Genomic DNA, 24,952 nt, shown 5'->3' with positions numbered 1-24,952 from the left:
AAAACTACTCTCAAAATTAAAAACATCATCCAAGAAATGAAAAAAATTTGTTTTACTGCAATACTGCTACTATTTGTTTGCTGTACTAAAAAACAAATTGAAAATTTACCAACTTTATATGAAGGTATCCCAAACTTTGTAAAAACTTTTGGCGGTACTAAAAACGATGTTTTTAATTCTGTTGTAGCTACTTCAGATGGTGGTTATGCAATTTTAGGTTATACACAAAGCAACGATTTAGATATTGAAACAAAAACTGACGAGAGTTTCGATTTTTGGGTAATGAAATTTTCTTCGGATGATAATTTGCTTTGGCAAAAAACCTTTGGAGGTTCTGATGATGATAGAGGTGCAGATCTAATTGCTACAAACGATGGTGGTTTTGCGCTTTTTGGTTACAGCAAAAGTGCCGATTTTGTTGTTGCAAATAATGCAGGTGCACAAGATTTTTGGCTCTTAAAAATTTCTACTGATGGCAACATTACTTGGGAAAAAAGCTTTGGTTTTATTGGTGCTGATACTGGTACAACTTTACTACAAACTTCAGATGATGGCTTTTTAATAACAGGCGTTTTAGATGTTACAGCATCTAATGGAGAAGGCAATGCCAAAACCGCTCAAAAACATGCAGGTGGTGATGTTTGGGCTATAAAAACAGACAATTCTGGTAATTTAGAATGGAGTAAATATTTTGGTGGGTCTTTTACAGATACACCTTTTGGAGTTGTAGAAACTACAGATAATAGCTATATAATTGCAGCTTCTTCAGACAGTGACGATTTTAATATTTCTAACAATTTAGGCACTTACGATTTTTGGATTTTAAAAATTTCTGCTGATGGAACTCTAATTTGGGAGAAAAATTTTGGAGGTTCAGAAATTGAAGAACCAAGAGGGATAACAGCCACAAACGATTGTAATTTTATAATTGTTGGTGATACCAGAAGCTCAGACAATAATGTAAGTTTTAACAATGGTGCAGCAGATTTGTGGATGCTTAAAATTTCTACGGATGGAACTCTAATTTGGGAGAAAACTTTTGGAGGAACTAGTTTTGATGTTGCTCGTTCAATATCTAAAACACAAGATGATGACTTTTTAATTGCTGGTTATTCTAGAAGCTCAGACAACGATTTTACAAATTTTGGGCAAAGTGATGCTTGGCTTTTAAAGGTTGATAATTCTGGTAATTTAATCTGGCAAAAGTTTTTTGGTGGTACAGAAAATGATTTCCTTTTTGATGCTATTGAATTAAATAATCAATCTATAATTGCAGTTGGGGAGAGTTCTAGTTCAGACCAAGATATTCCCGAAAATAAAGGTTTCTCTGATGCATTAATTATAAAAACAGAAAAATGAAAAAATATATAAGCTTAGTTTTTTTAACAATATTTTTATTTACTTCTTGTAAAAACGAAATAGATTGTTGTGTTTTTCCAGAGAGCACAAATGTTACTTTAAAATTCACTCATAATTGGGCAGGTACAGCTCTTACTTCCGAAGATTTTAATGAGTTTAAATTTACTACTGAAAATGGAGAATCTATCAGTATAGAAAGGTTAAGATATTTGGTTTCTAACATCACTTTAGATGATAATACTAAAGACTATCAACTTATAAATATTGGTGAAGATTCTGGTTTTGAAATCGAATTTAATGAAATTACACCAGGTACAAAATCACTAAAATTTACTTTTGGTTTTACTGATGAAGATAATATAGATGGTGTTTATCAAGATTTAAATTCTGTTACTTTTAATGTACCAGGAATGATGGGTGGTGGTTATCATTTTATGCAGTTTGATGGTAAATACAAAGACACAAATAATGCTGATGCAAATTTTAATTACCATACAATTAGAGCTATAGACATGTCTGACTCTAATAATTTAGTATTCGAAGACACTTCTTTTGAAGTTGATTTGGGCAACATAGTAATTACAAATAGTGCTACCATAGAAATTAAAATGGATATTTCTGAATGGTTTAAAAACCCTAATACTTGGAATTTAAACGAACTAAATACAGTTTTAATGCCCAATTTTGATGCTCAGAAATTAATGAACGCTAATGGAAAAACAGTTTTTTCTTTGGGTAGTGTAATTCAGTAATTAAAAACGAAACTTTTGTAAATAAACAGAGGGTTGATAAAATCAACCCTCTTTCTAAATAACACAGGCAAAAAAATGTCCCCTAAGTCTGCACTGGTTATTAATTATATTTTATTTTTTGCCAATTGGCATCTGCTTTCTTCTTTAAATCGTCAGCTCCTTCGTCTTTCCATAACTCTAACGTATTTGTTCCCCAAGAATTGTAGAACAGGTACAATTTTTTATCTCTTATTTCAAAAGTTTCAGGATCTACACTTACCCTACTAGACTTAACCCCCACAGCATAAGCACAATACCCTCCATAAGCAGGGACATATTTTTTTGGGTTTTTTTTGAAAATTTCTAAATTTTCTTTAGATGAAAACTTAAATTTTACGTCATCAAACTCAGTTGTAAACTTTTTATCGCCTTCTACAGCTTTATTACTAAAGTAAGCAACCACATCATAACCTTCTGCAACATATCCTTTTTTTAGATTATATTCTTGGCTAAAAATTGAAATTGAAATCGTTAAAAATAAAATAGTAATTATAGGTTTCATCGAGTTTTGTTTTCTTTTTGGTCGATAAAATTTATAATAATTACAAAAAAAATTATTTATCTAAAAGCTTCATTAAAAAGGCATTCTGTTTTTCTAAAAGTTCATTGGTCTTATTCATTAACTCAATATTTTTTGGGGTAGCCACTGTTTTATTTTTTGGGTCGTCTGCTTTTTGTTTCATACTATTCATAACTTTTACCACTAAAAAAACAGTAATTGCAATTACTAAAAAATCTACACCAGCTTCTATTAATTTACCATAACCAATAGCTATTTCTTCAATTTTAGATTTGCCATCAGCTACAATAGCTTCTCTTAAAATAATCTTTTTATTCTCCCAATTTGCGCCATCTGTCATTAATGTTAATGGTGGCATTAAAACCTCTTTTACTAAAACATTTACAACTTTATTAAATGCAGTACCAATTATAACACCAATAGCAATATCAATCATATTACCTTTTACAGCAAAATCTTTAAACTCTTGTAATAACTTAAACTTCATAATTAAATTTTTTATTTTTATTCTTTACAAAACCATCAAATTACAACCTCTAATATCAGAATTATCAAAGCGCCCTATAATTTCAAAAGTTTTGTTTTCAAATACTTTCCCTAAATCTTGAGTAGCAATAAATGAACAAGAATTGTAGTTTGCTAAATCAATTACATTAATCCCACCAGTTTTTCCTTGTTCTTGAATGGTTAAAGCATCTTCAGTATCTCTGGTTAAAATTTTCATCCAATTGGGTGTTTCAAAAACTCCATTTCCTTTAGAATACCCTTGACTTAGTAATTCTGTCATTCCATATTCAGAATGAATTTCATTAACTCCAAAACCATCAGAAAGTATTTGATGCAACTCATTTCTAATCAATTCTTTTCTTATGCCTTTCATACCACCTGTTTCCATTATTATGGTATTTTTTAACTTAAATTGATGTTTCTCAATCAAATCTAATAAAGCAAAAGAGACACCTATAAGTAAAACTTTTTGGCCTTTTTTATCTAAATTGATGAGTTTATTGGCTAATTCATCTAAATTATTTAAATAAAATCCGCTTTCTATATTATTGGTTTTTCGAATTAAATCATCAACCATAAAAACCAAAGAAGACCCTTTTCTCTCTAAATAATTTGGCAATAAAGCCAAAACTACGTAATCTTCTATATTGCCGTAAAAATGTGCAAATCCTTTTAAATAACTTTCTTTATAAAGGTTAATATCGGTTACAAAATGCTTGCTTGTAATACTGCCTGTTGTTCCAGAACTTGTAAAAATCTCTTCAATTTTTTCTTTGGATGAAAGTATTTCTCTTGATTTAAAAAACTGAATTGGCAAAAAAGGAATTTCTTCTATTTTAGTAACATCAGAAGGATGTTTATTTATTAAATCACAAAAAGAACGATACACTTTATTGTTCTTAAACTGATGTTTAAAAACTGCCATGGTTGTTTTTGTAAAATCTTGTTCGTTATTTATATTAAAAATGCTTTCTTTCATAAACTTTATAAAATTACCACAACACTTTTACTGTTTGGTTTTCTTTGTTTTTTTCATCCTTTAAAAAAGGAAAATTGAAAAAGAATTAATCAACAAAAATTATTTTTTACAAAAATACTATTATTCAACGCAACCTTTTTGCTCTTTTTGTATCTTATAAAAAAGAACTTAAAATGAATAAAATTGGTATATTAATTACAATGATTTTTTTATTGATTTCTTGTAACGAAAATGTTGATATAATTACTGATCATGAATCAGTTATCATAAACAACTCACTATATAATAAAACAACAACTAGCAATTATACTATTACAGAAGCAATTTTAAACGAAAATCTTTTAACCCTAAAAATTAGCAGTAGTGGTTGTGATGGCAATTCTTGGAAAGCTGTTTTAATAGATGCTAATATAGTTTTAGAATCTTACCCAGTGCAAAGAAACATTAAACTTTCTTTAGATAACAATGAAGCTTGTTTGGCTTTTTTTGAGCAAGAATACACCTTTGATATTTCTAATTTAAAAGAAGGTTATTCTGACATTATTTTAAATTTAGAAGGTTGGAATACACAAATAAATTAATATGAAAAGAGTAATATACCTAATATGTTTTAGTATTTGCTTATTGTCTTGTGAAGACAATAACTTAATAACACCAGAAAAAACACTAATTGTAGCATCTATAAAAGCAGATTGTGTGGGTGTAGATTATCAAAAATGTTTATTAGTTAAAGAAAATGAAACAGAAAATTGGCAATATTTTTATAGCTCAATTGTTGGTTTTAACTACGAAGAAGGCTTTGAATATGTAATTAAAGTATCAGAAAGAAAAATAGAAAATCCGCCACAAGATGCTTCTTCTATAGAAACTACACTAATTGAGATTGTTTCTAAAACAGAAAAAATATCAGAAAATTTACCCATTTAAAACTTATAATTATGCATTTAAAAAACATTGTAATTTTAGTATTTGCTGCATTCTTTTTCTCTTGCGAAAACAATATGAATGATGAAGAAATAGCAATAGATCCAGACAATTTATTAATTGGTAATTGGGTAGAACCTTTTTACGAAAATGAAACCACAACATTTAAAAGAAGTAGTACTTTACCAGATGAAGGTTATGGAATTGCATTTAAAAAAACTGGGGGTTTTATAGAAAGAACTTCTGGTTGGTGTGGCACACCTCCACTTACCTATTTTAATGTTGATGGTACTTTTACAATAGCAAACGATTTAATAAGTATTTCTACAGCAAGTTATTCTTCATTTTTTGGGTGGAAAATTATAGAAATAACAGAAACAAATTTAGTGGTTAAAAGAGAATTAACAGAACAAGAAATAGAACACAGGGCGTTAATGGATTTATTTAGTGAAATCTCAAATATTGCTTATGGCGAAACTTGTTCTAACTCAAATAACTGGGCATTTACTGCTTTTGGTTCTAAAGCTTGTGGTGGACCACAAGGTTATTTACCTTATTCTAAAAACATTGATGTAGCTTCTTTTTTACAAAAAGTAGAAACATATACTGAAGCTGAAAAAGCATTTAATATTAAATGGGGTATCGTTTCTGATTGTTCTATTATTAGCCCTCCCAAGCAAGTAGAATGCAGAAATGGATACCCAATATTAATTTACTAAACATAAAAAATTATGAAAAAATTTATTTTACTTTTTACCATTATTTTACTCTTTAATTCTTGTTTAAATGATGAAAATAACGACTATTTAAATTATGGTTTTGAACTTTTACCTATTGATGAATATACAGTGCCAAGCTCTTTTACTTTTGGTGAAAAAGATACTATAAAAGTAAAATATACTTTTAAAAATGATTGCTATAGTTTTGATCATGTATATTACGAATACCAAGACACTACAAGAATTGTTGCAATACAATCTTTAGTAGATTTAGATAAAACTTGTACAGAACAAACTACTCAATACGAGTTTGATATGGTAATTACTGTTATACAAGAAGAGGATTATATTTTTAAATTTTGGAAAGGTGAAGATAATAATGGCGAAAACATTTTTGAAGAAGTCGTAGTTCCTGTAAATTAGAAACATCAAACTCGAAGAATTAATACAGAAATGTTGTGAGCAAGATTTGGATGCTCAATCTAAAGTTTATCACTTATTTGCTGATAAACTTTTTGCTGTTTGTTTAAAATATTCTAGAAACTATCAAGATGCAGAAGACAACCTACAAGATAGTTTTTTAACCATTTTCGAAAAAATAAAACAGTATAAATACAAAGGTTCTTTTGAGGGTTGGTTAAAGAAAATAACAATTCATACAGTTTTACAAAAATACAAGCAAAAAGCACCTTTAGAAATTGTAAATGAAGTTATAGAAGATGTTGAAAACGAAGAATTAGAAATAGAAAACTCTGTTTTTAATGTTGATGTTTTATTAGAATGTATTCAGCAATTAACAGACAGATATCGTTTGGTTTTTAACCTTTATGTTTTAGATAATTATTCTCATAAAGAAATTTCTGAGTTACTAAAAATTTCTGAAGGCACTTCTAAATCGAACTTATCTAGAGCTAGAAAAATTTTGAAAGAAAAATTAGAAATCCATCAAAAAAAGTTGAATTAATGGATAACAAAAACATAGATAAACTGTTTCAAGAACAGCTTAAAGATTTGGAAATCTCACCAAAAAAAAGCGCTTGGATCAATATTGAAAGCAAACTAAAAAAGAAGAAACGTAAGGTTTTTCCTTTTTGGTGGTTTTCTGGTGCTGTAGCTTCAATATTAATTTTGGGCTTAATTTCTAACCCTTTTTCTAAGGATGAAAATCAAAATATTAATAACACTTTTGATGAAGTAATTACAACTATTCACAAAGAAAATTCAACAATTTTAAAAGAAAAGGATACACTTATTTTAAATAAAAACTTAAAAGATGATGTGCTTATTTCTATAGCTAATGAAACAATTCAGATTAACAAAAACACTCAAAACTTAGCTGAAACAAGACTAGATAAAAGTGTAATAAATAATAGAAAACCTGTAAAGGTTTTACAGGTTTCTTTTAGTTCTTTTGATGATAATTTAAATATATCACAAAAAAATAGTGAGTTATCTATATCAACAATAAATACTAAAAAGAAGAATTTTAAAAAGTTAAACATTCAAGAATTATTTAAAGAAAAAGAAGATTTAATTACAGATAAACAAATAAACAAAAATTGGTCTGTTGCTCCTGTTTTTGCAGTTTTACAATCAAATTCTTTTACAAATACATCTCCTATTAATGAAAATTTAGCAAACTCTACTAAAGGCGAAAACACTTATTCTTATGGTGTACAAATTGCTTATAAAATCAATAAAAAATGGACAATTCAATCTGGTATTCATTTACAAGAAATGAGTTATGCCAATAACCAAGTAAGCATTTCACTATCAGAGCAAAGTAATACAGAAACAACAGAATTTACAAATGGCGAAACTTTTTCTTTTGATAGTAATAATAATTTTAATGCATTATTAAGTAGCGATTTTACTACTACTTCAAATACCACTTTTGGTAATCTAACTCAAAACTATGGTTATTTAGAAATCCCTATAGAAGTGAAATACAGTTTTTCTACCAACAACAAATTCGAAACGCAAATAGTAACTGGTTTTAGTTCGCTTTTTCTTAATAAAAATACTGTAAACTTAAACACAGAAACACTATCAAAAACATTAGAAGCAAACAATTTGAACAACATTAATTTTAGTGGAAATTTAGGATTTGACTTTAATTACCTATTTGATGAAAATTGGTCTTTAAACCTAAACCCGATGTTAAAAATGCAACTAAACACTTTTAATAAAAATTCTAATGGTTTTGCACCCTTTAATTTAGGCTTTTATACAGGTCTTAAATACAACTTCTAAAACCATACTAACAAAAACAACGTATATAAATTACTGATTATCTATTACATTATACATTTTAACGAAATGTTTTAATAAAAATGCAAAAAAACGGCTAATTTTGTATGCTTTTTGAATTTGCGTTTACAGTTTCTTAAAAATGATTGCTAGAAAATTTTATTAACTAAAAAGATGATGAAATGAAGCTTATTGAAATAACGTACAGAACTTTAAGTGGTACAAAAAAAGTTTTAAAAATACCTAAAAGAAAATCCTCTCAATGGATTATATATCAAGATAATAAACCTAAATATTATGTAGATTTATATGATTTATCTAATGAATCTAATTCAATGATGAACAGTTTGGTTTTATGTGCCAAAAGGTCTATGAACGAGGTTTTAAAAATGATAAATAAGAAACATAATATTAATTTATCAACTAAAAATTTTTCAAGTTTGGCTTTTGCTAAGAAAAAAGAATCTAAAGTTATAAATATCAATTTAGAACTTTTACCTGAAGAGTGGCTAGATTATTCTTTGTAAATTTTTACAACTAATTGGCCTTTATCGTTCATTGATGCTCTGTACATACCAGCAGTATTAAACTCAAAAGACATATTTCCGTTTTTATCAAGAGCTACAACACCACCTGTTCCTCCTAATTTGGTTAACTTATTATGAATAACATCTGTTGTAGCTTCTTTTAAAGTCTTTTGTTGATATTCCATTTGTGCAGAAATATCATAAGCAACTTGGCTTCTTATAAAATATTCACCCCAACCTGTAGAAGACACTCCACAAGTTAAATTATTAGCATAAGTTCCTGAGCCAATAATTGGTGCGTCACCAATTCTTCCCCAACGTTTGTTAGTCATTCCTCCTGTAGATGTACCAGCAGCAATATTTCCATTTTTGTCTAAAGCAACACAACCTACAGTTCCAAACTTGCTGTTTTTAATATCTGAATCGTAAAAAGCAGCTGTTTTATCATCATGATCTAATTCAGTTTTTTCTTTTTCTATTATTCTTTGTAAAGATTTAAAACGTCTTTCTGTATAAAAATAACTTGGATCTACAATTTCTAACCCTTTTTCTTTAGCAAAAATACTTGCTCCATCTCCAGAAAGCATTACATGATCAGAATCTGTCATTACTTTTACAGCCAATTCAATAGGACTTTTTACATCTTTTACACCAGCAACTGCACCAGCATTTAATGTGTTTCCGTCCATAAAAGAAGCATCTAATTCGTTGGTGCCAGAATTGGTAAAAACAGCTCCTTTACCAGCATTAAATAATGGAGATTCTTCCATAACTTGAATCGTTTTTACAACTGCTTCTTGGCTAGTTCCTCCATTTTTTAAAATTGTATGCCCTACTTTTATTGCTTCTTCTAACTTAGCTTTGTAAGCTGCTTCTTTTTCATCAGACATATTTTTCTTTAAAATAGTACCTGCTCCACCATGAATAATAATAGCAAATTCATTTTGTTTTACGGCAGTATTTTTTTCTTTAGATGATGAGTTTGACTCATTTTTACATGCTAAAAAAGTCATTAAAAAAAATAATAGAAAGATTTGTGTTTTCATAGATATTTGTTCAAATTTAAACAATAAATATTGTTTTTGTTAAAATCATATATATGTGATTTTATTCGTAATTTCGGACTTCTAAAATAAAGATTTTTTAATCAATTAACTTAAACAAAGCTGCAAAATGACAGATTTTGGTATACAAGAAGCATTATTAACTTTAGGCTTACAAAATATAAACGAAGGTACTTCTACTGGAAACACAAACTTTTCTAGTGGAGAAATTATAACAAGTTACTCACCTGTTGATGGTAAAATTATCGGAAAAGTAAAAACTACAACAAAAGAAGATTACGCTAAAGTGATGGAAGCAGCTACAGAAGCTTTTAAAACTTGGAGAACAAAACCTGCACCATTAAGAGGAGAAATTGTACGTCAATTTGGCCAAAAATTACGCGAAAAGAAAGAAGCTTTGGGTAAATTAGTTTCTTATGAAATGGGTAAAAGTTATCAAGAAGGTTTAGGAGAAGTGCAAGAAATGATTGACATCTGCGATTTTGCTGTAGGTTTATCTCGCCAATTACATGGTTTAACCATGCACTCAGAAAGACCTGGTCATAGAATGTATGAACAATATCATCCTTTAGGGATTGTAGGTATTATTTCTGCCTTTAATTTTCCTGTTGCAGTTTGGGCTTGGAACACAGCATTAGCTTGGATTTGTGGTGATGTTTGTGTCTGGAAACCATCAGAAAAAACACCTTTATGTGGGGTAGCTTGCCAAAATATAATCGCAGAAGTTTTAGCCGAAAATAATTTACCAGAAGGTATTTCTGGTTTAATTAATGGCGATTATAAAGTTGGAGAATTCATGACAAAAGATAAAAGAATTCCACTTGTTTCTGCAACTGGTTCTACAAGAATGGGTAAAATTGTTGCAAAAGAAGTAGCAAGTAGATTAGGAAAATCTTTATTAGAATTAGGTGGAAATAACGCAATAATTGTAACTCCAGATGCAGATATAAAAATGACCGTAATTGGTGCTGTTTTTGGTGCTGTTGGTACTGCAGGCCAAAGATGTACATCTACAAGAAGATTAATAATACATGAATCTGTTTATGATATTGTAAAAGATGCTGTTGTAAAAGCTTATAAACAATTACGTATAGGAAACCCATTAGATGAAAATAATCATGTAGGTCCTTTAATTGATGTAGATGCTGTTAAAATGTATGAAAATGCATTAACAAAAGTAGTTGAAGAAGGTGGAAATATTGTAGTTGAAGGTAAAGTTTTAGAAGGAAATGGTTACGAGTCTGGTTGTTATGTAAAACCAGCAATTGCAGAGGCTAAAAACGAATTTAAAATTGTACAACATGAAACTTTTGCACCTGTTCTATATCTTTTAAAATATTCTGGTGATGTTACAAATGCACTTGAAATGCAAAATGGAGTAGCGCAAGGTTTATCATCTGCAATTATGACAAATAATTTACGAGAAGCTGAAGCTTTTTTATCTGTTGCTGGTTCAGATTGTGGAATTGCCAATGTAAATATTGGTACTTCTGGCGCAGAAATTGGTGGTGCTTTTGGTGGCGAAAAAGAAACTGGAGGTGGACGTGAATCTGGTTCTGATGCTTGGAAAGTATATATGAGAAGACAAACCAACACCATAAATTACACAACAGACTTACCTTTAGCACAAGGCATTAAGTTCGATTTTTAAGATATTTTAAACAGTAAAAACCCAACTAAAAGTTGGGTTTTTCTTTACTTTATATTTATAATTCCATTTTTTAATAATACTTCTATATTACCTAAAAACGGACTATTTTCTTTTTTCTTTTTTTGAAGAATTTTAGTAAGTTCTTTTTCTTTTGATGCTCCAAAAGAAGTTTTTGTGCCATTCATATTTAAAGCTGTATTGTAGCCAGAAATATCCATAGAAAAATTAGTGTCTTTTACATTGTATAAATTTATCTCTGAGTAATCTCCTGTAAGATTAAATTTTGTGAAGTTTTTACCAAAATTATAGAGGTAGAGTTTGCTGTTAGAATCATTAATTGAAACATTTTTTCGTATTTCTCCAATTTTAGTTTTTGTTTTTTCTAACTTTAATTTTGAATTAGAAATAGAACCAATATTTACTTTATACATATCTCTCAATTGAATTCTAGAATTTTTTATTCCATATGTTTCTAAAATTCCATTAGAAGAAGTTATTTGGTTATTTTTCCCATCAATTCTTTTAAATTTAAAAATACCTTTAAAACTATCCATTTTAAATTCTGTTAAAATGTCATAATCACATTTAATATCAGACTCTAAAGCTTTTATTTTTAATTGAACATATTTAGGAACTTCAATAATAAAATTCTTCTCTATTTTTTTATCAGTTTTTAAAGGCTTTTTAAGAGGAAAATTATCAATTTCTTTTTTAATATAATTGTCCATATCTCTTCCAATACTAAAATTAATCTCTTCTATTAAAGAATCTTTTGTTTTGTATAAATTTTCGCTTTTTCTATATGTTTTATAATATTTTTTTAAATATTCTTTATAAACATCATTAATAGGATTATTGAAGTTTTTATAATCAAAATTAGGTTTATATTTTATATCTATACCTAGATATAGAGAATTCTTGACTTTTAAAAAAATTTGGTTTTGATTTTTAGATGTATTTATTGAAGTATCATCTAGAAGATCATTTATTTTTCTTCTAGAATAATTATAAAAAATAATTTGATAATCAAAATGAATTTTATCGTCTTTAGATTCAATGATATGAACATTTGCATTGTCTAAATCTAAATTTAGAATAGTGTTTTCATCTACCTTAAAACTTTTTTTTAGAAGTACTTCTTTAGTTTGTGCAACAGAAATACTTGTTATTAAAAGAAATAAAATGCTAAATATATATGGTTTCATTACTTGTGTTTTTTGGGTTCAATTCTTTAATATGCTCATTAATTTCTTTAATTAATTGCAAACGTCTTTGCAGATTAGTAATTAAAGATTCTAATAAATTTATGTCGTTAGGAAACTCTTTTAATTGGTTGGTTATCTTTTTATAATCATCATTAAAATTGTTCAATTTCTCCTCGTATTTTCTAATTAATAAAGTATCTGTTGTTATTTTTTTAAACTGTTTCCATTCTTTATCGATGTTTTTTAAATAGTCCTTTTCAATCTTAGAAAACTGATTTTCAAAAGAATTTGTGTTGTCAATATCATCAGTTTTAATACTAAAAAAATACATCAAACTTAAAATTAGAGCTACAGATGCTGCAATTTTATACGCAGTTCCAAATTTCCATTTTGGCTTTTGGGTATTATTTTTATTTAGTTTATTTAAAAAATCTTCTCTATGAGATTTTGGTAAATCCTTTTTAAAATCATCATTTTCTTGAAATAAATCTCTTATATCATGTTCCATATTTCTCGTCTTTTAAAAGGCCTCTTAATGCTAATTTTGCTCTTCTTAATTGTGTTCTAGATGTTTTAACTGGTATCTGTAATATTTCTGATATTTCTTGATGATCATAACCCTCTATCAAGTATAATTTTATTAACAACTGATATTTTAATTGTAAAGTTTCTATGGCATTTAAAATTGCTTCTTTTGTTATTCTTATATCAAATTTCCAGTTTTCATCATTTGTAATTTCTAAAGGATAATTTTCGATAGAAATCGTTTCTAATTTTTTCTTTTTTAAATGATCTATACAGCTATTAATTATGATTGTTTTTAACCAAGCACTAAAATTGGTACCATCTTTATAATTGGCTAAATTCAAAAATGCTTTTATAAAACCATCTTGCATAGCATCTTTAGCTTCTTCATCATTTTTTAAATACCTACAAGAAATTATAAACATTGCTTTACAGTGCAAATCATAAAGCTTTATTTGTGCTTTCTGATTGCCTTTTTTGCTTTGTAAAACTAAAAGATGAATCTTTTTAGACATTGTAGTTGGTTGGTTCTATTTTAAAAACGATACGAATTTTTAAAGGTTTCAAAAAAGAAAACATTTTTTAATTAAAGGGTAAAAAACCTTAATTATATTTTACTTTTCGAATTACTCTCATTGCCTCTTTGTATTTTACATAGGTAGTTTTATCCTCTAAATTTTTAATGTAGTTTTTGGCTTTTCTAAGTAAATCTGGTGCGTCTAAAAATCCGTTTAAATAGCAGAGTAAATAATTATGTGGCAACCTAAAAACATCTTCGTGTTCTAAAACTGAAAGCTTTGTTTTAGCTGTTATTTTTTGAATGATGTTATTGCAGTTATTATAAATATGATTTACAATTATAGGATCGTATTTAGGAGGGGCAAATAAAAATTCTCTAACAATTGCATGTTTGCCATTATTCTTAAAATTGATTATTGTTTTTTCTAATGGATAATGAGTTTCATTAGCTTCTAAACCCAACAAAATGTATTCTGTAATAATAAATGATTTTTGATTATAAGAAATTTGAACATCATCTAAAGAAGAAAAAAACAAACGAACTTGTTCGTTAATTAATTCAATATCTACTCTTGAGTAATATATATTTTTGCTGATAATTTTCTTCTCTCCTGCCCAACACAACACAAATTGTTCATTAAAAACTTTGTATTGTGGTTTGTATTCTTTTTTGTGCTTGTTTATAAAATCGAAAACACCATTTAAAGTGAGTTCAATATTATTTCTAGCATTTTTTTCTATTGCAGCAACAATATTTTTATTGGTATTTCTAAGCTCGAAAGTTGTGCCTAAAAAAGGCATAGAATTGCTGCCTCTTCTGTAAAAAATAGTATCGCGATTATATTTCCAAGCGTTTTTTAATAAAGATGTAATTTGGTTATTTGGATGTATGGTTACCAAACCAATTACTTTATAGCGTGGTAAACTCGGAAAAGGAACATTTAAATATTCTATTCTTGGAGGATTATTTAAATACGCGTTTACCAAATTTTGGATTTTGCTATCGTCAAAAAAATCGACACCAATTATTTTATTTTCTTCATCTTCTACACCAATAACAATGTAAGAATTGTTCTCTGGGTTTGAGTTAGACAAAGCACAAATGTGTTTTAAAAACTTGGCCTTGCCTTCTTTTGAGCCTAATGATAGTTTTTGCTTTTTATCATAAAAACTATTCTCATCATTATGAGAAAGTAAGTTTCTGATAAGTAAGCGTTTGTTTATCATTTTAAGCTTAGTAATTTTATTTCTCTTGCTAAATTTTGTCTTGCTTTTACTTCTAATAAATCTTGATATTTATCTGTAAAATAAAGTTGTTTTCTATTTAAAAAATGCTGTAATACTTTCTTTCTTGCAAGGTTATAAACAAAATCTGGATAAATTTTATATTCCTTTCTTATATTCTTAATATAAGACTCATAAACATTCCAATTAGAACCAAGAATAGATAAATCAAAATCTAACAAAAAGGCATTGTCATTATCTTCATCTAATATAATTTGATGCTTCTTTGTTGAAATTATTAAATCGTAAATCTTGTTAATATTTAATTCTTTTTTAAAATTTTCTTTTAAAATTGATTTTGCTAAATCTGCACTTTTTTCTTCGTTTTTTTTTGATGAGGGATTGTAAACAATATCATGAAACCAAATTGCAAATAGAACTTCATCTTTATCTTTTAATTCATCTCCATTTTCTTCTGCCATTTCTAACAATGAATGTATATGAATAAAGTTATGATAATACCTTTTCTTTGAAGAATAATTCTTCTTCATGTTATTCCAAACAGAAATAATGAAAGCAGTACTATCAAAATAATTTTTAGCTAAAGTTAACCAATCTTTATGTAAGTTATCTATGTTCAAAATTAATCTACTTCTTTTCCATTACTTGCTTCTAATAATAAAAACCAATCTTGTAATTCTAAATCAATTTTTAGGGCTTTATTTGTATTTAAAATTCGTTGTTTATTTGTGGTGCCAATAACAGTAGAAACTTTTGCAGGATGTTTAAAAAGCCAAGCCAATAACAAAGCATCTTCTGTGCTATTGTATTTTTCTGAAAGCGTTTTTAAAACTTCCTTTATTTTTTTAGTTTGATTTGTTTCTGCTCTAAAAACACTACCTAAAGGACTCCAACTCATAGGCTGAATTTCATTTTGCAACATTTGGTCTAAAGAACCATTTGTCATTGCTGAGTTTTGCGTTAAAGAAAATTCAATTTGATTTACGGATACTGGAATTTTATCAGCAATTAAATCCACCTGAAAAGGTGTAAAATTAGAAACCCCAAAATTGATGATTTTACCAGATTCTTGTAGTTCTAAAACTGCTTCTGCAATATCATCAGGAATCATTAAAGGGCTAGGTCTGTGTAATAAAAAAGTATCTAAATAATCTGTTTTTAAATTTTTTAGAGATTGCTCTGCACTCCAAATAATATATTCTTTAGAATAATTATAATGTTTAACTTTGTTGTTTCTTGTTTCTCCAGGATTCTGGATTCCGCATTTAGAAATAAATTCTACTAAATCTCTTTCTATTTTACTTTCTTTAAATGCTTTACCAAATTCAGCTTCTGTTGTGTAATCTCCATACAAATCTGCGTGATCAAATGTAGTGTTTCCATTTTCTACGCAAAACTGAATCATATCTGTAGCTTCTTGGGTAGAAAATTGTTTACCCCATTTACCCCAAGACATACAACCAATTATTATTTTTGATGTTGGTTTCATATCAATTTTTATTGAGCATTGTTGCGCTTGCTTGTGCTGTTGGATACACTACCAAATCTTCGATATTTACGTGGTAAGGTCTTGTAACCACAAAGTGAATAATGTCTGCAATATCTTCTGCTTGCAAAGCTTTAAAACCTTGATAAACTGTTTTTGCTCTTTCTGTATCGCCTTTAAAACGTACATCAGAAAATTCGGTTTCTACTAAACCAGGATGAATTGCAGAAACTCTAATGTTATGTTCGTTTAAATCTAGCCTCATAGACTTGTTTAAAGCATTTACAGCAAACTTTGATGCACAATATACATTTCCGTTCTTATAAACTTCTTTACCTGCTATAGAGCCAATATTTATAATAAATCCATTGTTATTTGCTATCATTTTAGGAATTATTGTTTTTGATACGTATAACAAACCTTTTACGTTAATGTCTAACATTGCATCCCAATCATCTATATCTCCATCCTGAATTGTTGATAACCCATGAGCATTACCTGCGTTATTGATTAGAATATCTATTTCTTGAAAATTTTCTGGTAAAGATTTTATTGCTGCTTGTACTTCATCCCTTTTAGAAACATCGAATTGTAAAGTGGTAACTTGGGTTAATTTAGAGAGTTCTTCTGCTAATTCTTGCAAACGTTCTTTTCTTCTACCACAAAGAATTAATCTAATGTTGTTTACTGCAAACAGCTCTGCTGTTGCTTTTCCTATTCCAGAAGTTGCTCCTGTAATAAATGCTGTTTTCATTCTTTTTTATTTATCATTAAAAATATAAAAACTAGCCTTTAGCAGAATTGAATAAGCTGTAAAATTTTCATCAATTATTAACAACGAAAAAGTCACCCTCCTCAGGGTGACTTCTCTTTCAATTGGTTATTGAGAAATAACCAATTAAAAATCAACTAACCAAACTTTATTTTTAATTTCTTCTATTCTTTGTCTTTCTTTCTATTTTAGTACGTTTTCTATCGTTATTCCTTACAACATCTTTTGCTGATTTAACAGATTTTTCACTTTTTAAATACTGTACAAATCCACGACCTGCAAACTCATAAGTGGTTTCTGAATTGTAATGAAACAGACTTATTCTATCATCATCTAAAACGCTTAATTCAAATTCTTCAATATCTCCATTGTCATAATTCAATGTTAAAATCTTAAGAGCTTCAAAACCATTAACGTCATACACCTCATATCCACCAACGTAATCCCAATTTATATTTGCAACTTGTGTGCCAAACTCATCTTGAGAACTATAAAATGTTGTTACATTATCTGGTGTAAATACAAGGAAATTTTCATCATCAAAAGCATTTGGTGTACCACCTACTGCATCAAATTTTGCCCAAGCTTCATATTCTTGTAATAGGTATTCTATGTTTTCATAGAACAATTTATCATAATCGAAATTGTTAGTATTGTAACCTACTAAATAATAACTTACATTTTCTCTGTAGTTGTAAATTCTAATTTCGTTAGTAGATAAAATAGTTACATTAAAATCATTAATACCATCTATATCGTGGTTGGTTTCTAACACACCATTAAAAGAGTTATAAGTACCAACATCAATCCCTAAACCATTACCTGTTCTACCAATATCTGCAATATTGTTATTTGCATATAAAATTCCGTTAATAAAAGAAAGTGTAAAAGCTCTAGATACATAAGGTACATCTCCAGAACCTGAAGTTTTATGATAATCTACATACCATAAATCGTAACCTGAAACTACCTCTTCTAAAGTAGGTGCATAGTCATCATAATCATCGTAATAAACTGTTGAACAAGAACTCAATAATGTTCCTGCAATAATAATCGTGAAAAGTAGTTTTAGCGTCTTCATAAGCTTTCTGTTTTGTGGTTATGCTTATGAATATTCAAATTGTATGCCAAAAAATAACCTAACCTAAAAAAAATTTTTTAACTGTTTTATTTTAAGCAGTTTAAACTCATTTAAAAGTTTGTAGATTTCACCTTTTTGAGTCCAATAATTTTAAAATATTTTATTTTATCTTTAATTTTATAGCTAATAACTACCTCATTTTCTTCTAAATCAAAAGGAAATTTTTTAATTTTTGGTACAGAATTTTTTAACTCTTTAATTGGGTTTGCATCTAAAATAATATCTCTTTTAATTGATGATGTGTTGAAATAACCAATTAATAAATTATCATTTGAATTCTTGGTTTGTAATTTGGCAACTTTATTATCAAAATAAATACTATCAAATTGAATCCTTTTTGTTGATGTAAATTGGACTTTTACATTTGTACCTCTAACCCCTGGTTGACCACCAACCCAATTTGTATAAGTAGCTGCTATAATTTTAAATGGTGGGGTTTTATCGAACTGTAAAGAACCACATTGAGAAAACACAAATACAATAATTAAAATTGATGAAATTTGGATAGTTTTCATAGATCTCATATTACAAATACAATTCAATAGTTATACCAAAATATCATAAAAAAAGAGCTTATCAAAATTGATAAGCTCTTTTTTATAAATTGTTTATATTGTCTTCTTAGAAACTACGTTTAATTATTCAATGCCTCAGCACCACCAACAATTTCTAAAATTTCGTTTGTAATTGCTGCTTGACGTGCTTTGTTATAAGTTAATAATAAACCGTCTCTTAAATCTGTTGCATTATCTGTTGCTTTATGCATAGCTGTCATACGTGCTCCATGCTCTGATGCAAAACTATCTCTTATACCTTTGTATAATTGTGTTTTTAAAGACTTAGGTATTAAAGCTTCTACAATCTCCTCTTTTGATGGTTCAAAAATATAATCAGAATTAGAAATATCTTTTCCTCCTTCAATAGGTTTAATTGGTAAAAACTGCTCTACTTGCGGTATTTGAGTGGCTGCATTTTTAAATTGATTGTATACCAATTCAATTTTATCGTAACTACCATCAACAAATAATTCCATTAACTTTTCTGCTACTAATGCAACATTATCAAAAGTTAAATCATCATAAATATCATTTCTTGTAGCTACAACATTGTTTTCTTTTGATAAAGTATCTGCACCTTTTTTACCAATAGAAAAAATATCTACTTGTTTATCAGCATACTTTTCAGCAATAGTTCTAACAGCTGTTTTTGTAATTGATGAGTTAAAGCCACCACACAAACCTCTATTTGATGTTACTACTACTAATAATACTTTAGAAACTTCTCTTTCTGTAGAATATACTCCACCTGTATCACCATCTAAAGTTGCACTTAAATTTTGCAACAATTCTGTTAATTTAGATGAATAAGGGCGCATTGCTGTAATAGCATCTTGAGCCTTTTTCAATTTTGCAGCAGAAACCATTTTCATTGCAGATGTAATCTGCATTGTAGATTTAATAGAGGTTATTCTGTTACGTATTTCTTTTAAGTTTGCCATTCTATAGTTATTAATTATTAGTCTTTAGTTTTTTAGTTTTGATAACTAAAAACTAGAGACTTACGTCTATTTATGCAAAGTGCTTTGATATTTCTGCTGCTGCTGCTTCTAAAGTAGCAGTAACTTCTGGAGTTAATTTACCAGATTTTAAAACATCTAATGCATCTCTATGTTTTGCATTTAAATAATCGATATAATCTTTCTCGAACTTTTTAACTTGATTAACAGGTACGTCTTTTAACAAGTTTTTAGAACCAGCATAAATAATTGCTACTTGGTCTTCTACTGTAAAAGGGTCGTTCTGAGCTTGTTTTAAGATTTCAACATTACGTTGTCCTTTAGAAATTACATTCATTGTAGCTGCATCTAAATCAGATCCAAACTTTGCAAATGCTTCTAATTCTCTAAACTGAGCTTGATCTAATTTTAAAGTACCAGATACTTTTTTCATAGATTTTATTTGTGCATTACCTCCAACACGAGATACAGAAATACCCACGTTAATTGCTGGTCTTACACCTGAGTTAAATAAATCTCCATCTAAGAAAATCTGTCCATCTGTAATCGAAATTACGTTTGTTGGAATATATGCTGATACATCACCTGCTTGTGTTTCAATAATTGGTAATGCAGTTAAAGAACCACCACCTTTTACAATTCCTTTTAAAGAATCTGGTAAGTCATTCATTTCACTTGCAATTTTATCATCATTGATAACTTTTGCAGCTCTTTCTAATAATCTTGAGTGTAAGTAAAATACATCACCTGGATACGCCTCACGTCCTGGAGGTCTTCTTAATAATAAAGAAATTTCACGGTATGCAACAGCTTGTTTTGATAAATCATCAAAAACAATTAAAGCTGGTCTACCAGAATCTCTAAAATATTCTCCAATTGCAGCTCCTGCAAATGGTGCATAAACTTGCATTGCTGCAGGGTCTGATGCATTTGCTGCTACTATTGTTGTATATGCTAACGCTCCTCTTTCTTCTAACATATTTGCAATTGCTGCAACTGTAGAAGCTTTCTGACCAATAGCTACATATATACAGTATACTGGGTTACCAGCATCGTAAAATTCTTTTTGATTTAAGATGGTATCTAAAGCAACTGTAGATTTACCTGTTTGTCTATCTCCAATAATCAACTCACGCTGACCTCTACCAACAGGAATCATAGCATCAATAGATTTAATACCAGTTTGTAATGGCTCAGTAACAGGTTCTCTATAGATAACTCCTGGTGCTCTTCTTTCTAAAGGCATCTCATAAGTAGTACCAGTAATTGGTCCTTTACCATCTATAGGGCTTCCTAAAGTATCTACAACTCTACCTACAATTCCTTCACCTGCTCTTAAAGATGCAATTCTTTCAGTTCTTTTAACTGTAGAACCTTCTCTTACAGAAGTTGAAGCTCCTAATAATACAACACCTGCATTATCTTCTTCTAAGTTTAAAACAATACCTTCTAATCCGTTATCGAATTCTACTAACTCACCATATTGTACGTTAGACAATCCGTAAACACGAGCAATACCATCACCTACTTGTAATACTGTACCTACTTCGCTTAATGAAGCTTGAGCTTCAAAATTAGTTAATTGTTCTTTTAAAATTGCTGATACTTCAGCTGGTTTAATACTTGCCATCTGTTCTAATTTGATGTATTATTAAATTTTTGGGATATAATGACTGTTGTCAAATTCCTTCTTTAACTCTCCTAAATAATTTGAGATACTTGCATCATATTGCACATCTCCTACTCGTAAAATAAACCCTCCTAAAATATCTGGATTTACTACATTTTCTAGATCAGCTTTTTCTCCTGTTAAAGACTCTATCTTAGCTAAAACTTGTTTTTCAATTGCTGAAGTAATTGGCACAGCAGTAATTACTTTTGCTATCTGTATGTGATGATAATAATCGTAAATTATAGTGTATTGCTGTGCAATAGAATGTAATATTGATATTCTTTTGTTCTCTTCTAATAAATTAAAAAGACCTAAAGTAATATTGTTTATTTGTTTTGAGAAAGTAGCTTTTAAAACGTTTATTTTATCAGCAGACTTTATTACAGGGCTTTTTAAAACAACACCTAATTCAGGGTTTTCTGAAATTGTTGAAGCTATTAATTGCATATCTTTATTTACTGCAGAATCTTCTTTAGAATCTTTTGCAAGATTTAAGATTGCTTTTGCGTAACGTAATGCTGCTCTTGCGTCTTTCATAAAATTAGTTTAACTCAACTTCTTTTAAAATTCCTTCTACCAATGCTAATTGATCTTCTTTAGAAGATAATTCTTTTTTAATTACAGATTCTGCAATACCTATTGATAATTCTGCTACATTCTTTTTCAACTCTGCTAAAGCTGCTTGCTTTTCTTGTTGAATTGAAGCTTGTGCATTTTCAATTAATTTAGTGGTAACCTCTTTAGCATCTTCTTTTGCTTCTGATATCATTTTATCTCTAATATCTCTAGCATCTTTCATCATTGCATCTCTTTCTGCTCTTGCTTCTTTTGCTAATCTTTCATTATCAGCAGTTAAGTTTTGCATCTCTTTACGAGCGTTTTCTGCTGCTTCTAATGCTTCTTCTATACCAGTTTCTCTCTCTTCTAAAGAGTTTAAAATTGGTTTCCAAGCAAACTTTTTCATTAAAAATAATAAAATAAGTAAGATTACTATTTGCATTGCAAACAATCCTGGCGAAAAATCGTTTAATAAAGTTTCCATTCTATTAACTTTTGTTTTGTTTTTGTTTAATTTAAAAACACTTTCTGTAACCAACCGTTACAGAAATGTGTTTTTGTTTTTTTTAGGAAATTATGCTTTCCCTAAGATTAATGCACCAAATGCTAAACCTTCTAATAAGGCACCAATGATGATCATTGCAGTTTGAATTTTACCAGCTGCTTCAGGTTGACGAGCAATACCTTCCATTGCTTTTCCACCTATTTGACCTAATCCAATTCCTCCTCCGATTACGATTAATCCTGCTCCAATTAAATTGTACATACTAATTGATTTTAAATATATTAATTAAACAAATTCTAATTCTCTTTTTGTACTTGATTTTAAAAATCAAGATTTTTAGTGATGCTCATGTTCTTCAACAGCCATCCCAATAAATAACGATGATAACATCGTAAAAATAAATGCTTGTAAAAAGGCTACTAAAATTTCAATAACCATTATAAATAAAGCTAAAGCTAAAGACATTCCTGTAGATGCTACTGGCCCAAAAGCTTCTTTCATTGTTACCATTAATGCAATTAAACTCATTACAACAAAGTGACCTGCAGTAATATTTGCAAATAAACGTACTAATAATGAAAACGGTTTAATTAAAATAAAACCTGCTAATTCTATTATTGCTAGAATTGGTCTTAAAATTACAGGTACACCTGGCATCCATAATGTGTGTGCCCAAAAATCTTTACTACCACTAAAAAGATAAATAACCATTGTAAACATTGCTAATGCAACTGTTACTGCTATTTGACCTGTTACGTTAAAACCTAATGGAGTTAAACCTAATAAGTTTAATATCCAAATAAAGAAAAACACCGTTAATAAAAAGCCCATAAACTTTTTATACTTTTTCTCTCCAATATTTGGCCTTGCTATTTCATCTCTTACGTAAATTACTAATGGCTCTAAAACACGACCAAAGCCTTTAGGTACTTTTCTTGTTTTATACTGTTTTGCTAATTTAGAAAACCACAATAACATTAAAAAAGCCGCAAATAAAATACCTACTACCGATTTTGTTATTGAAAAATCTAATGTTTTGTGTGCGTTTGTTGCATGGTGAGTTTCATCAAAAGAAACAGTTGCTGCTCCATTATCTAACTCATAAATCTTACTATGAATCTTTGCGAATTTTAACCCATTCTTTTCAACAATAACATGCCCATCATCATTATGATGAAATTCTGAAGACATAAAAGTTACTAAACCTTCACTTGACCATAAAATTACTGGTAAAGAAAATCCAAAATGTTTTCTTTCTCCTTCACTTGAAGTATATGAGAAAAAAGTAAAATCATGAGAATCTTTAAGGTGATGTTGAATGTAAGCAGTTACCTCTTCTTGGGTATTTACCTCTCCACCATCTTTATGATTGTCCTGTTTTTTGTCTAAATCAGAAGCAAAAATTGTAGCTGAGAAAAGGGCTACTAATGCTATTGTAAGAAATTTGATTGATTTTTTTGCAATCTTCATAGTAAAAATACGCTTTGTAAATTCCGCGCAAAGATATAGAATAATTCAAAAACACAAATGATTTTTGACGCTAATTTTTAGAATCTTTTTTTTTCAAAATTTTAGACACAAAAATAACCTCTGTTAATAAAAAAAGAATGGTTGGTATAAATAATGATAATCTTGAATAAATTGTTAAATTTTCTTCTGAAAATATTGGTTTATAGAAAGTAATGGAAAAAAGTATAAATTTTAAAAGCATAGTAGCCAGATATATAAAACCTAATTGATCTAAATACTTATTAACAGTTGCAAGTAGTAAAAAATTGATACAAATTAATGCTGAATAACCAGCATGAAATAGGTAAACTTTATCAATAGAAAAAGGTAAAGATATTTCTTGTTTTAAAAGAATGAAATCGTGGATATTATATCCTAAAATATAAAGAATAAGAAATACAGTATTGTAAATAATTAATTTCTTAATCATTAATTTTATTGGCTTGTTTAATTAAAGAATACATAGCTAAAAAAACGGCTAGTAAGGTAATTGCTTCTTTTAAAAAGGCAGTTTCAAAAGTTTTATCTAACCATTTGCCCAATAAAAAACCTAAATAAATGGTTAAACCCATTTGTAAACCTGCTCCCGAAAGTTGTATGGCTTTATTTAATGGCTTTTTGCTCTTGTTGTTGTTCTGGTTTTTTTCCATTCTCAATTTTTAAAACTTTAGAAGGTACTTTCATAGCACAAGAAGCATTAAATGTTGCTCCTGGCTCTACAGATAGCTTACCAACAACAACGTTACCAGAAATATCTGCTATAGATTTTACTGTTAAAGTTTTATCTACATTTAATTCGCCAGAAATCTTACCTTCTATATCTGCATTTATAGCATTTACTTTCCCTTTTACAAAACCTCCAGAACCAACAATTACTCTACCTTTTGTAGTTAAGCTTCCTTCTAAAACCCCATCAATTCTAAAGTCTCCATCAGAAATTATTTCACCATTGATAGTTGTGTTTTTTGCAATAACATTTCTTTCCATTTTCTTCGGGTTATTTATGAG

General features: G+C 28.6%; 32 protein-coding genes. 10 read left to right on the top strand and 22 right to left on the bottom strand.

Annotation, left to right across the window (positions count from 1 at the left end):
* Window positions 1–36: 36 nt before the first annotated feature.
* Both KO506_RS07230 and KO506_RS07225 read left to right on the top strand, forming a co-directional pair.
* Complete coding sequence (locus KO506_RS07230; RefSeq protein WP_215994230.1) at window positions 37–1,359, top strand: hypothetical protein; 1,323 nt, start codon at window positions 37–39, stop codon at window positions 1,357–1,359.
* Window positions 1,356–2,111, top strand: a complete 756-nt coding sequence (locus KO506_RS07225; protein WP_215994229.1) for an MbnP family protein — start codon at window positions 1,356–1,358, stop codon at window positions 2,109–2,111. The genes KO506_RS07230 and KO506_RS07225 overlap by 4 nt, the downstream gene beginning before the upstream one ends.
* A 100-nt stretch (window positions 2,112–2,211) precedes the next feature.
* On the opposite strand, the gene KO506_RS07220 is transcribed toward KO506_RS07225, so the two are convergent.
* Genes KO506_RS07220 through KO506_RS07210 form a run of 3 tightly spaced genes read right to left on the bottom strand, consistent with a single transcriptional unit; the run spans window position 2,212 to window position 4,156 of the window.
* On the bottom strand, window positions 2,212–2,652 hold the full coding sequence (locus tag KO506_RS07220; RefSeq protein WP_215994228.1) for a YHS domain-containing (seleno)protein: 441 nt from the start codon (window positions 2,650–2,652) through the stop codon (window positions 2,212–2,214).
* Between the two features lie 52 nt (window positions 2,653–2,704).
* The gene (gene mscL / locus KO506_RS07215; RefSeq protein ID WP_215994227.1) at window positions 2,705–3,157 is read right to left on the bottom strand and encodes a large conductance mechanosensitive channel protein MscL; all 453 of its coding nucleotides are present in this window, start codon (window positions 3,155–3,157) and stop codon (window positions 2,705–2,707) included.
* A gap of 24 nt (window positions 3,158–3,181) precedes the next feature.
* Window positions 3,182–4,156, bottom strand: coding sequence for an acyl transferase (locus KO506_RS07210; RefSeq protein WP_215994226.1), 975 nt, complete (start codon window positions 4,154–4,156; stop codon window positions 3,182–3,184).
* A 173-nt stretch (window positions 4,157–4,329) separates the two neighbouring features.
* On the opposite strand from KO506_RS07210, the gene KO506_RS07205 reads away from it, so the two are divergent.
* From KO506_RS07205 to KO506_RS07175, 7 genes are all read left to right on the top strand, one after another.
* On the top strand, window positions 4,330–4,737 hold the full coding sequence (locus KO506_RS07205; protein ID WP_215994225.1) for a hypothetical protein: 408 nt from the start codon (window positions 4,330–4,332) through the stop codon (window positions 4,735–4,737).
* 1 nt (window position 4,738) lies between these two features.
* Complete coding sequence (locus KO506_RS07200; protein WP_215994224.1) at window positions 4,739–5,083, top strand: DUF4377 domain-containing protein; 345 nt, start codon at window positions 4,739–4,741, stop codon at window positions 5,081–5,083.
* An 11-nt stretch (window positions 5,084–5,094) separates the two neighbouring features.
* A complete protein-coding gene (locus KO506_RS07195; protein ID WP_215994223.1) occupies window positions 5,095–5,799 on the top strand; it encodes a hypothetical protein in 705 nt (234 codons plus the stop codon).
* 12 nt (window positions 5,800–5,811) lie between these two features.
* Window positions 5,812–6,222 carry a hypothetical protein gene (locus KO506_RS07190; RefSeq protein ID WP_215994222.1) on the top strand — a complete coding sequence of 137 codons (411 nt, stop codon included), beginning with the start codon at window positions 5,812–5,814 and terminating at the stop codon, window positions 6,220–6,222.
* Window positions 6,223–6,226: 4 nt separating this feature from the next.
* Complete coding sequence (locus tag KO506_RS07185; protein WP_215994416.1) at window positions 6,227–6,763, top strand: RNA polymerase sigma factor; 537 nt, start codon at window positions 6,227–6,229, stop codon at window positions 6,761–6,763.
* Window positions 6,763–8,052 (top strand): hypothetical protein, encoded by a 1,290-nt coding sequence (locus KO506_RS07180; RefSeq protein ID WP_215994221.1) that lies wholly within the window; start codon window positions 6,763–6,765, stop codon window positions 8,050–8,052. Before KO506_RS07185 ends, KO506_RS07180 begins: the two co-directional genes overlap by 1 nt.
* A 179-nt stretch (window positions 8,053–8,231) precedes the next feature.
* Entirely contained in the window at window positions 8,232–8,576 is a 345-nt protein-coding gene (locus tag KO506_RS07175) for a hypothetical protein (protein WP_215994220.1), read from the top strand.
* Here KO506_RS07175 and KO506_RS07170 read toward each other — a convergent pair.
* Window positions 8,564–9,622 carry an isoaspartyl peptidase/L-asparaginase family protein gene (locus KO506_RS07170; protein ID WP_215994219.1) on the bottom strand — a complete coding sequence of 353 codons (1,059 nt, stop codon included), beginning with the start codon at window positions 9,620–9,622 and terminating at the stop codon, window positions 8,564–8,566. The two genes, KO506_RS07175 and KO506_RS07170, sit on opposite strands and share 13 nt — an antisense overlap.
* A 127-nt stretch (window positions 9,623–9,749) precedes the next feature.
* On the opposite strand from KO506_RS07170, the gene amaB reads away from it, so the two are divergent.
* Complete coding sequence (amaB, locus tag KO506_RS07165; RefSeq protein ID WP_215994218.1) at window positions 9,750–11,291, top strand: L-piperidine-6-carboxylate dehydrogenase; 1,542 nt, start codon at window positions 9,750–9,752, stop codon at window positions 11,289–11,291.
* A gap of 44 nt (window positions 11,292–11,335) precedes the next feature.
* Here amaB and KO506_RS07160 read toward each other — a convergent pair whose 3' ends face one another.
* The 18 genes from KO506_RS07160 to KO506_RS07075 form a co-directional block, all read right to left on the bottom strand.
* Window positions 11,336–12,496, bottom strand: coding sequence for a hypothetical protein (locus KO506_RS07160; protein WP_215994217.1), 1,161 nt, complete (start codon window positions 12,494–12,496; stop codon window positions 11,336–11,338).
* Window positions 12,477–13,004, bottom strand: a complete 528-nt coding sequence (locus KO506_RS07155; RefSeq protein ID WP_215994216.1) for a hypothetical protein — start codon at window positions 13,002–13,004, stop codon at window positions 12,477–12,479. Before KO506_RS07155 ends, KO506_RS07160 begins: the two co-directional genes overlap by 20 nt.
* Window positions 12,994–13,536 carry an RNA polymerase sigma factor gene (locus KO506_RS07150; protein ID WP_215994215.1) on the bottom strand — a complete coding sequence of 181 codons (543 nt, stop codon included), beginning with the start codon at window positions 13,534–13,536 and terminating at the stop codon, window positions 12,994–12,996. Before KO506_RS07150 ends, KO506_RS07155 begins: the two co-directional genes overlap by 11 nt.
* Window positions 13,537–13,624: 88 nt before the next feature.
* Window positions 13,625–14,767, bottom strand: a complete 1,143-nt coding sequence (locus KO506_RS07145; RefSeq protein ID WP_215994214.1) for an ATP-binding protein — start codon at window positions 14,765–14,767, stop codon at window positions 13,625–13,627.
* Entirely contained in the window at window positions 14,764–15,405 is a 642-nt protein-coding gene (locus KO506_RS07140; protein WP_252726812.1) for an HD domain-containing protein, read from the bottom strand. Before KO506_RS07140 ends, KO506_RS07145 begins: the two co-directional genes overlap by 4 nt.
* 2 nt (window positions 15,406–15,407) lie before the next feature.
* Window positions 15,408–16,274, bottom strand: coding sequence for an aldo/keto reductase (locus tag KO506_RS07135; RefSeq protein WP_215994213.1), 867 nt, complete (start codon window positions 16,272–16,274; stop codon window positions 15,408–15,410).
* Between the two features lies 1 nt (window position 16,275).
* Window positions 16,276–17,025, bottom strand: a complete 750-nt coding sequence (locus KO506_RS07130) for an SDR family NAD(P)-dependent oxidoreductase (protein ID WP_215994212.1) — start codon at window positions 17,023–17,025, stop codon at window positions 16,276–16,278.
* Window positions 17,026–17,197: 172 nt separating this feature from the next.
* A complete protein-coding gene (locus KO506_RS07125) occupies window positions 17,198–18,124 on the bottom strand; it encodes a hypothetical protein (protein ID WP_215994211.1) in 927 nt (308 codons plus the stop codon).
* A 110-nt stretch (window positions 18,125–18,234) separates the two neighbouring features.
* Window positions 18,235–18,699: a hypothetical protein gene (locus KO506_RS07120; protein WP_215994210.1), complete on the bottom strand. Its 465-nt coding sequence runs from the start codon at window positions 18,697–18,699 to the stop codon at window positions 18,235–18,237.
* A gap of 119 nt (window positions 18,700–18,818) precedes the next feature.
* Window positions 18,819–19,682 (bottom strand): ATP synthase F1 subunit gamma, encoded by an 864-nt coding sequence (gene atpG / locus KO506_RS07115; RefSeq protein WP_215994209.1) that lies wholly within the window; start codon window positions 19,680–19,682, stop codon window positions 18,819–18,821.
* Window positions 19,683–19,752: 70 nt separating this feature from the next.
* Complete coding sequence (gene atpA, locus KO506_RS07110) at window positions 19,753–21,330, bottom strand: F0F1 ATP synthase subunit alpha (RefSeq protein WP_215994208.1); 1,578 nt, start codon at window positions 21,328–21,330, stop codon at window positions 19,753–19,755.
* Window positions 21,331–21,351: 21 nt separating this feature from the next.
* Window positions 21,352–21,909, bottom strand: a complete 558-nt coding sequence (gene atpH / locus KO506_RS07105; protein ID WP_215994207.1) for an ATP synthase F1 subunit delta — start codon at window positions 21,907–21,909, stop codon at window positions 21,352–21,354.
* 4 nt (window positions 21,910–21,913) lie between these two features.
* The gene (locus tag KO506_RS07100) at window positions 21,914–22,414 is read right to left on the bottom strand and encodes a F0F1 ATP synthase subunit B (RefSeq protein WP_215994206.1); all 501 of its coding nucleotides are present in this window, start codon (window positions 22,412–22,414) and stop codon (window positions 21,914–21,916) included.
* A 90-nt stretch (window positions 22,415–22,504) separates the two neighbouring features.
* Window positions 22,505–22,696, bottom strand: a complete 192-nt coding sequence (atpE, locus tag KO506_RS07095) for an ATP synthase F0 subunit C (RefSeq protein ID WP_013620961.1) — start codon at window positions 22,694–22,696, stop codon at window positions 22,505–22,507.
* 75 nt (window positions 22,697–22,771) lie between these two features.
* On the bottom strand, window positions 22,772–23,905 hold the full coding sequence (gene atpB / locus KO506_RS07090; RefSeq protein WP_215994205.1) for a F0F1 ATP synthase subunit A: 1,134 nt from the start codon (window positions 23,903–23,905) through the stop codon (window positions 22,772–22,774).
* Window positions 23,906–23,975: 70 nt separating this feature from the next.
* Window positions 23,976–24,374 carry a DUF6168 family protein gene (locus KO506_RS07085; RefSeq protein ID WP_215994204.1) on the bottom strand — a complete coding sequence of 133 codons (399 nt, stop codon included), beginning with the start codon at window positions 24,372–24,374 and terminating at the stop codon, window positions 23,976–23,978.
* Entirely contained in the window at window positions 24,367–24,594 is a 228-nt protein-coding gene (locus KO506_RS07080) for an AtpZ/AtpI family protein (protein ID WP_215994203.1), read from the bottom strand. Before KO506_RS07080 ends, KO506_RS07085 begins: the two co-directional genes overlap by 8 nt.
* Window positions 24,548–24,931: a bactofilin family protein gene (locus KO506_RS07075; protein WP_215994202.1), complete on the bottom strand. Its 384-nt coding sequence runs from the start codon at window positions 24,929–24,931 to the stop codon at window positions 24,548–24,550. Before KO506_RS07075 ends, KO506_RS07080 begins: the two co-directional genes overlap by 47 nt.
* Window positions 24,932–24,952 lie beyond the last annotated feature (21 nt).

It is taken from the genome of Polaribacter vadi, assembly GCF_018861005.1.
GTDB classification, from domain to species: domain Bacteria; phylum Bacteroidota; class Bacteroidia; order Flavobacteriales; family Flavobacteriaceae; genus Polaribacter; species Polaribacter vadi_A.
The sequence above is the reverse complement of the archived record's forward strand: the minus strand, read 5'-3'. Positions and strand labels throughout refer to the sequence as shown.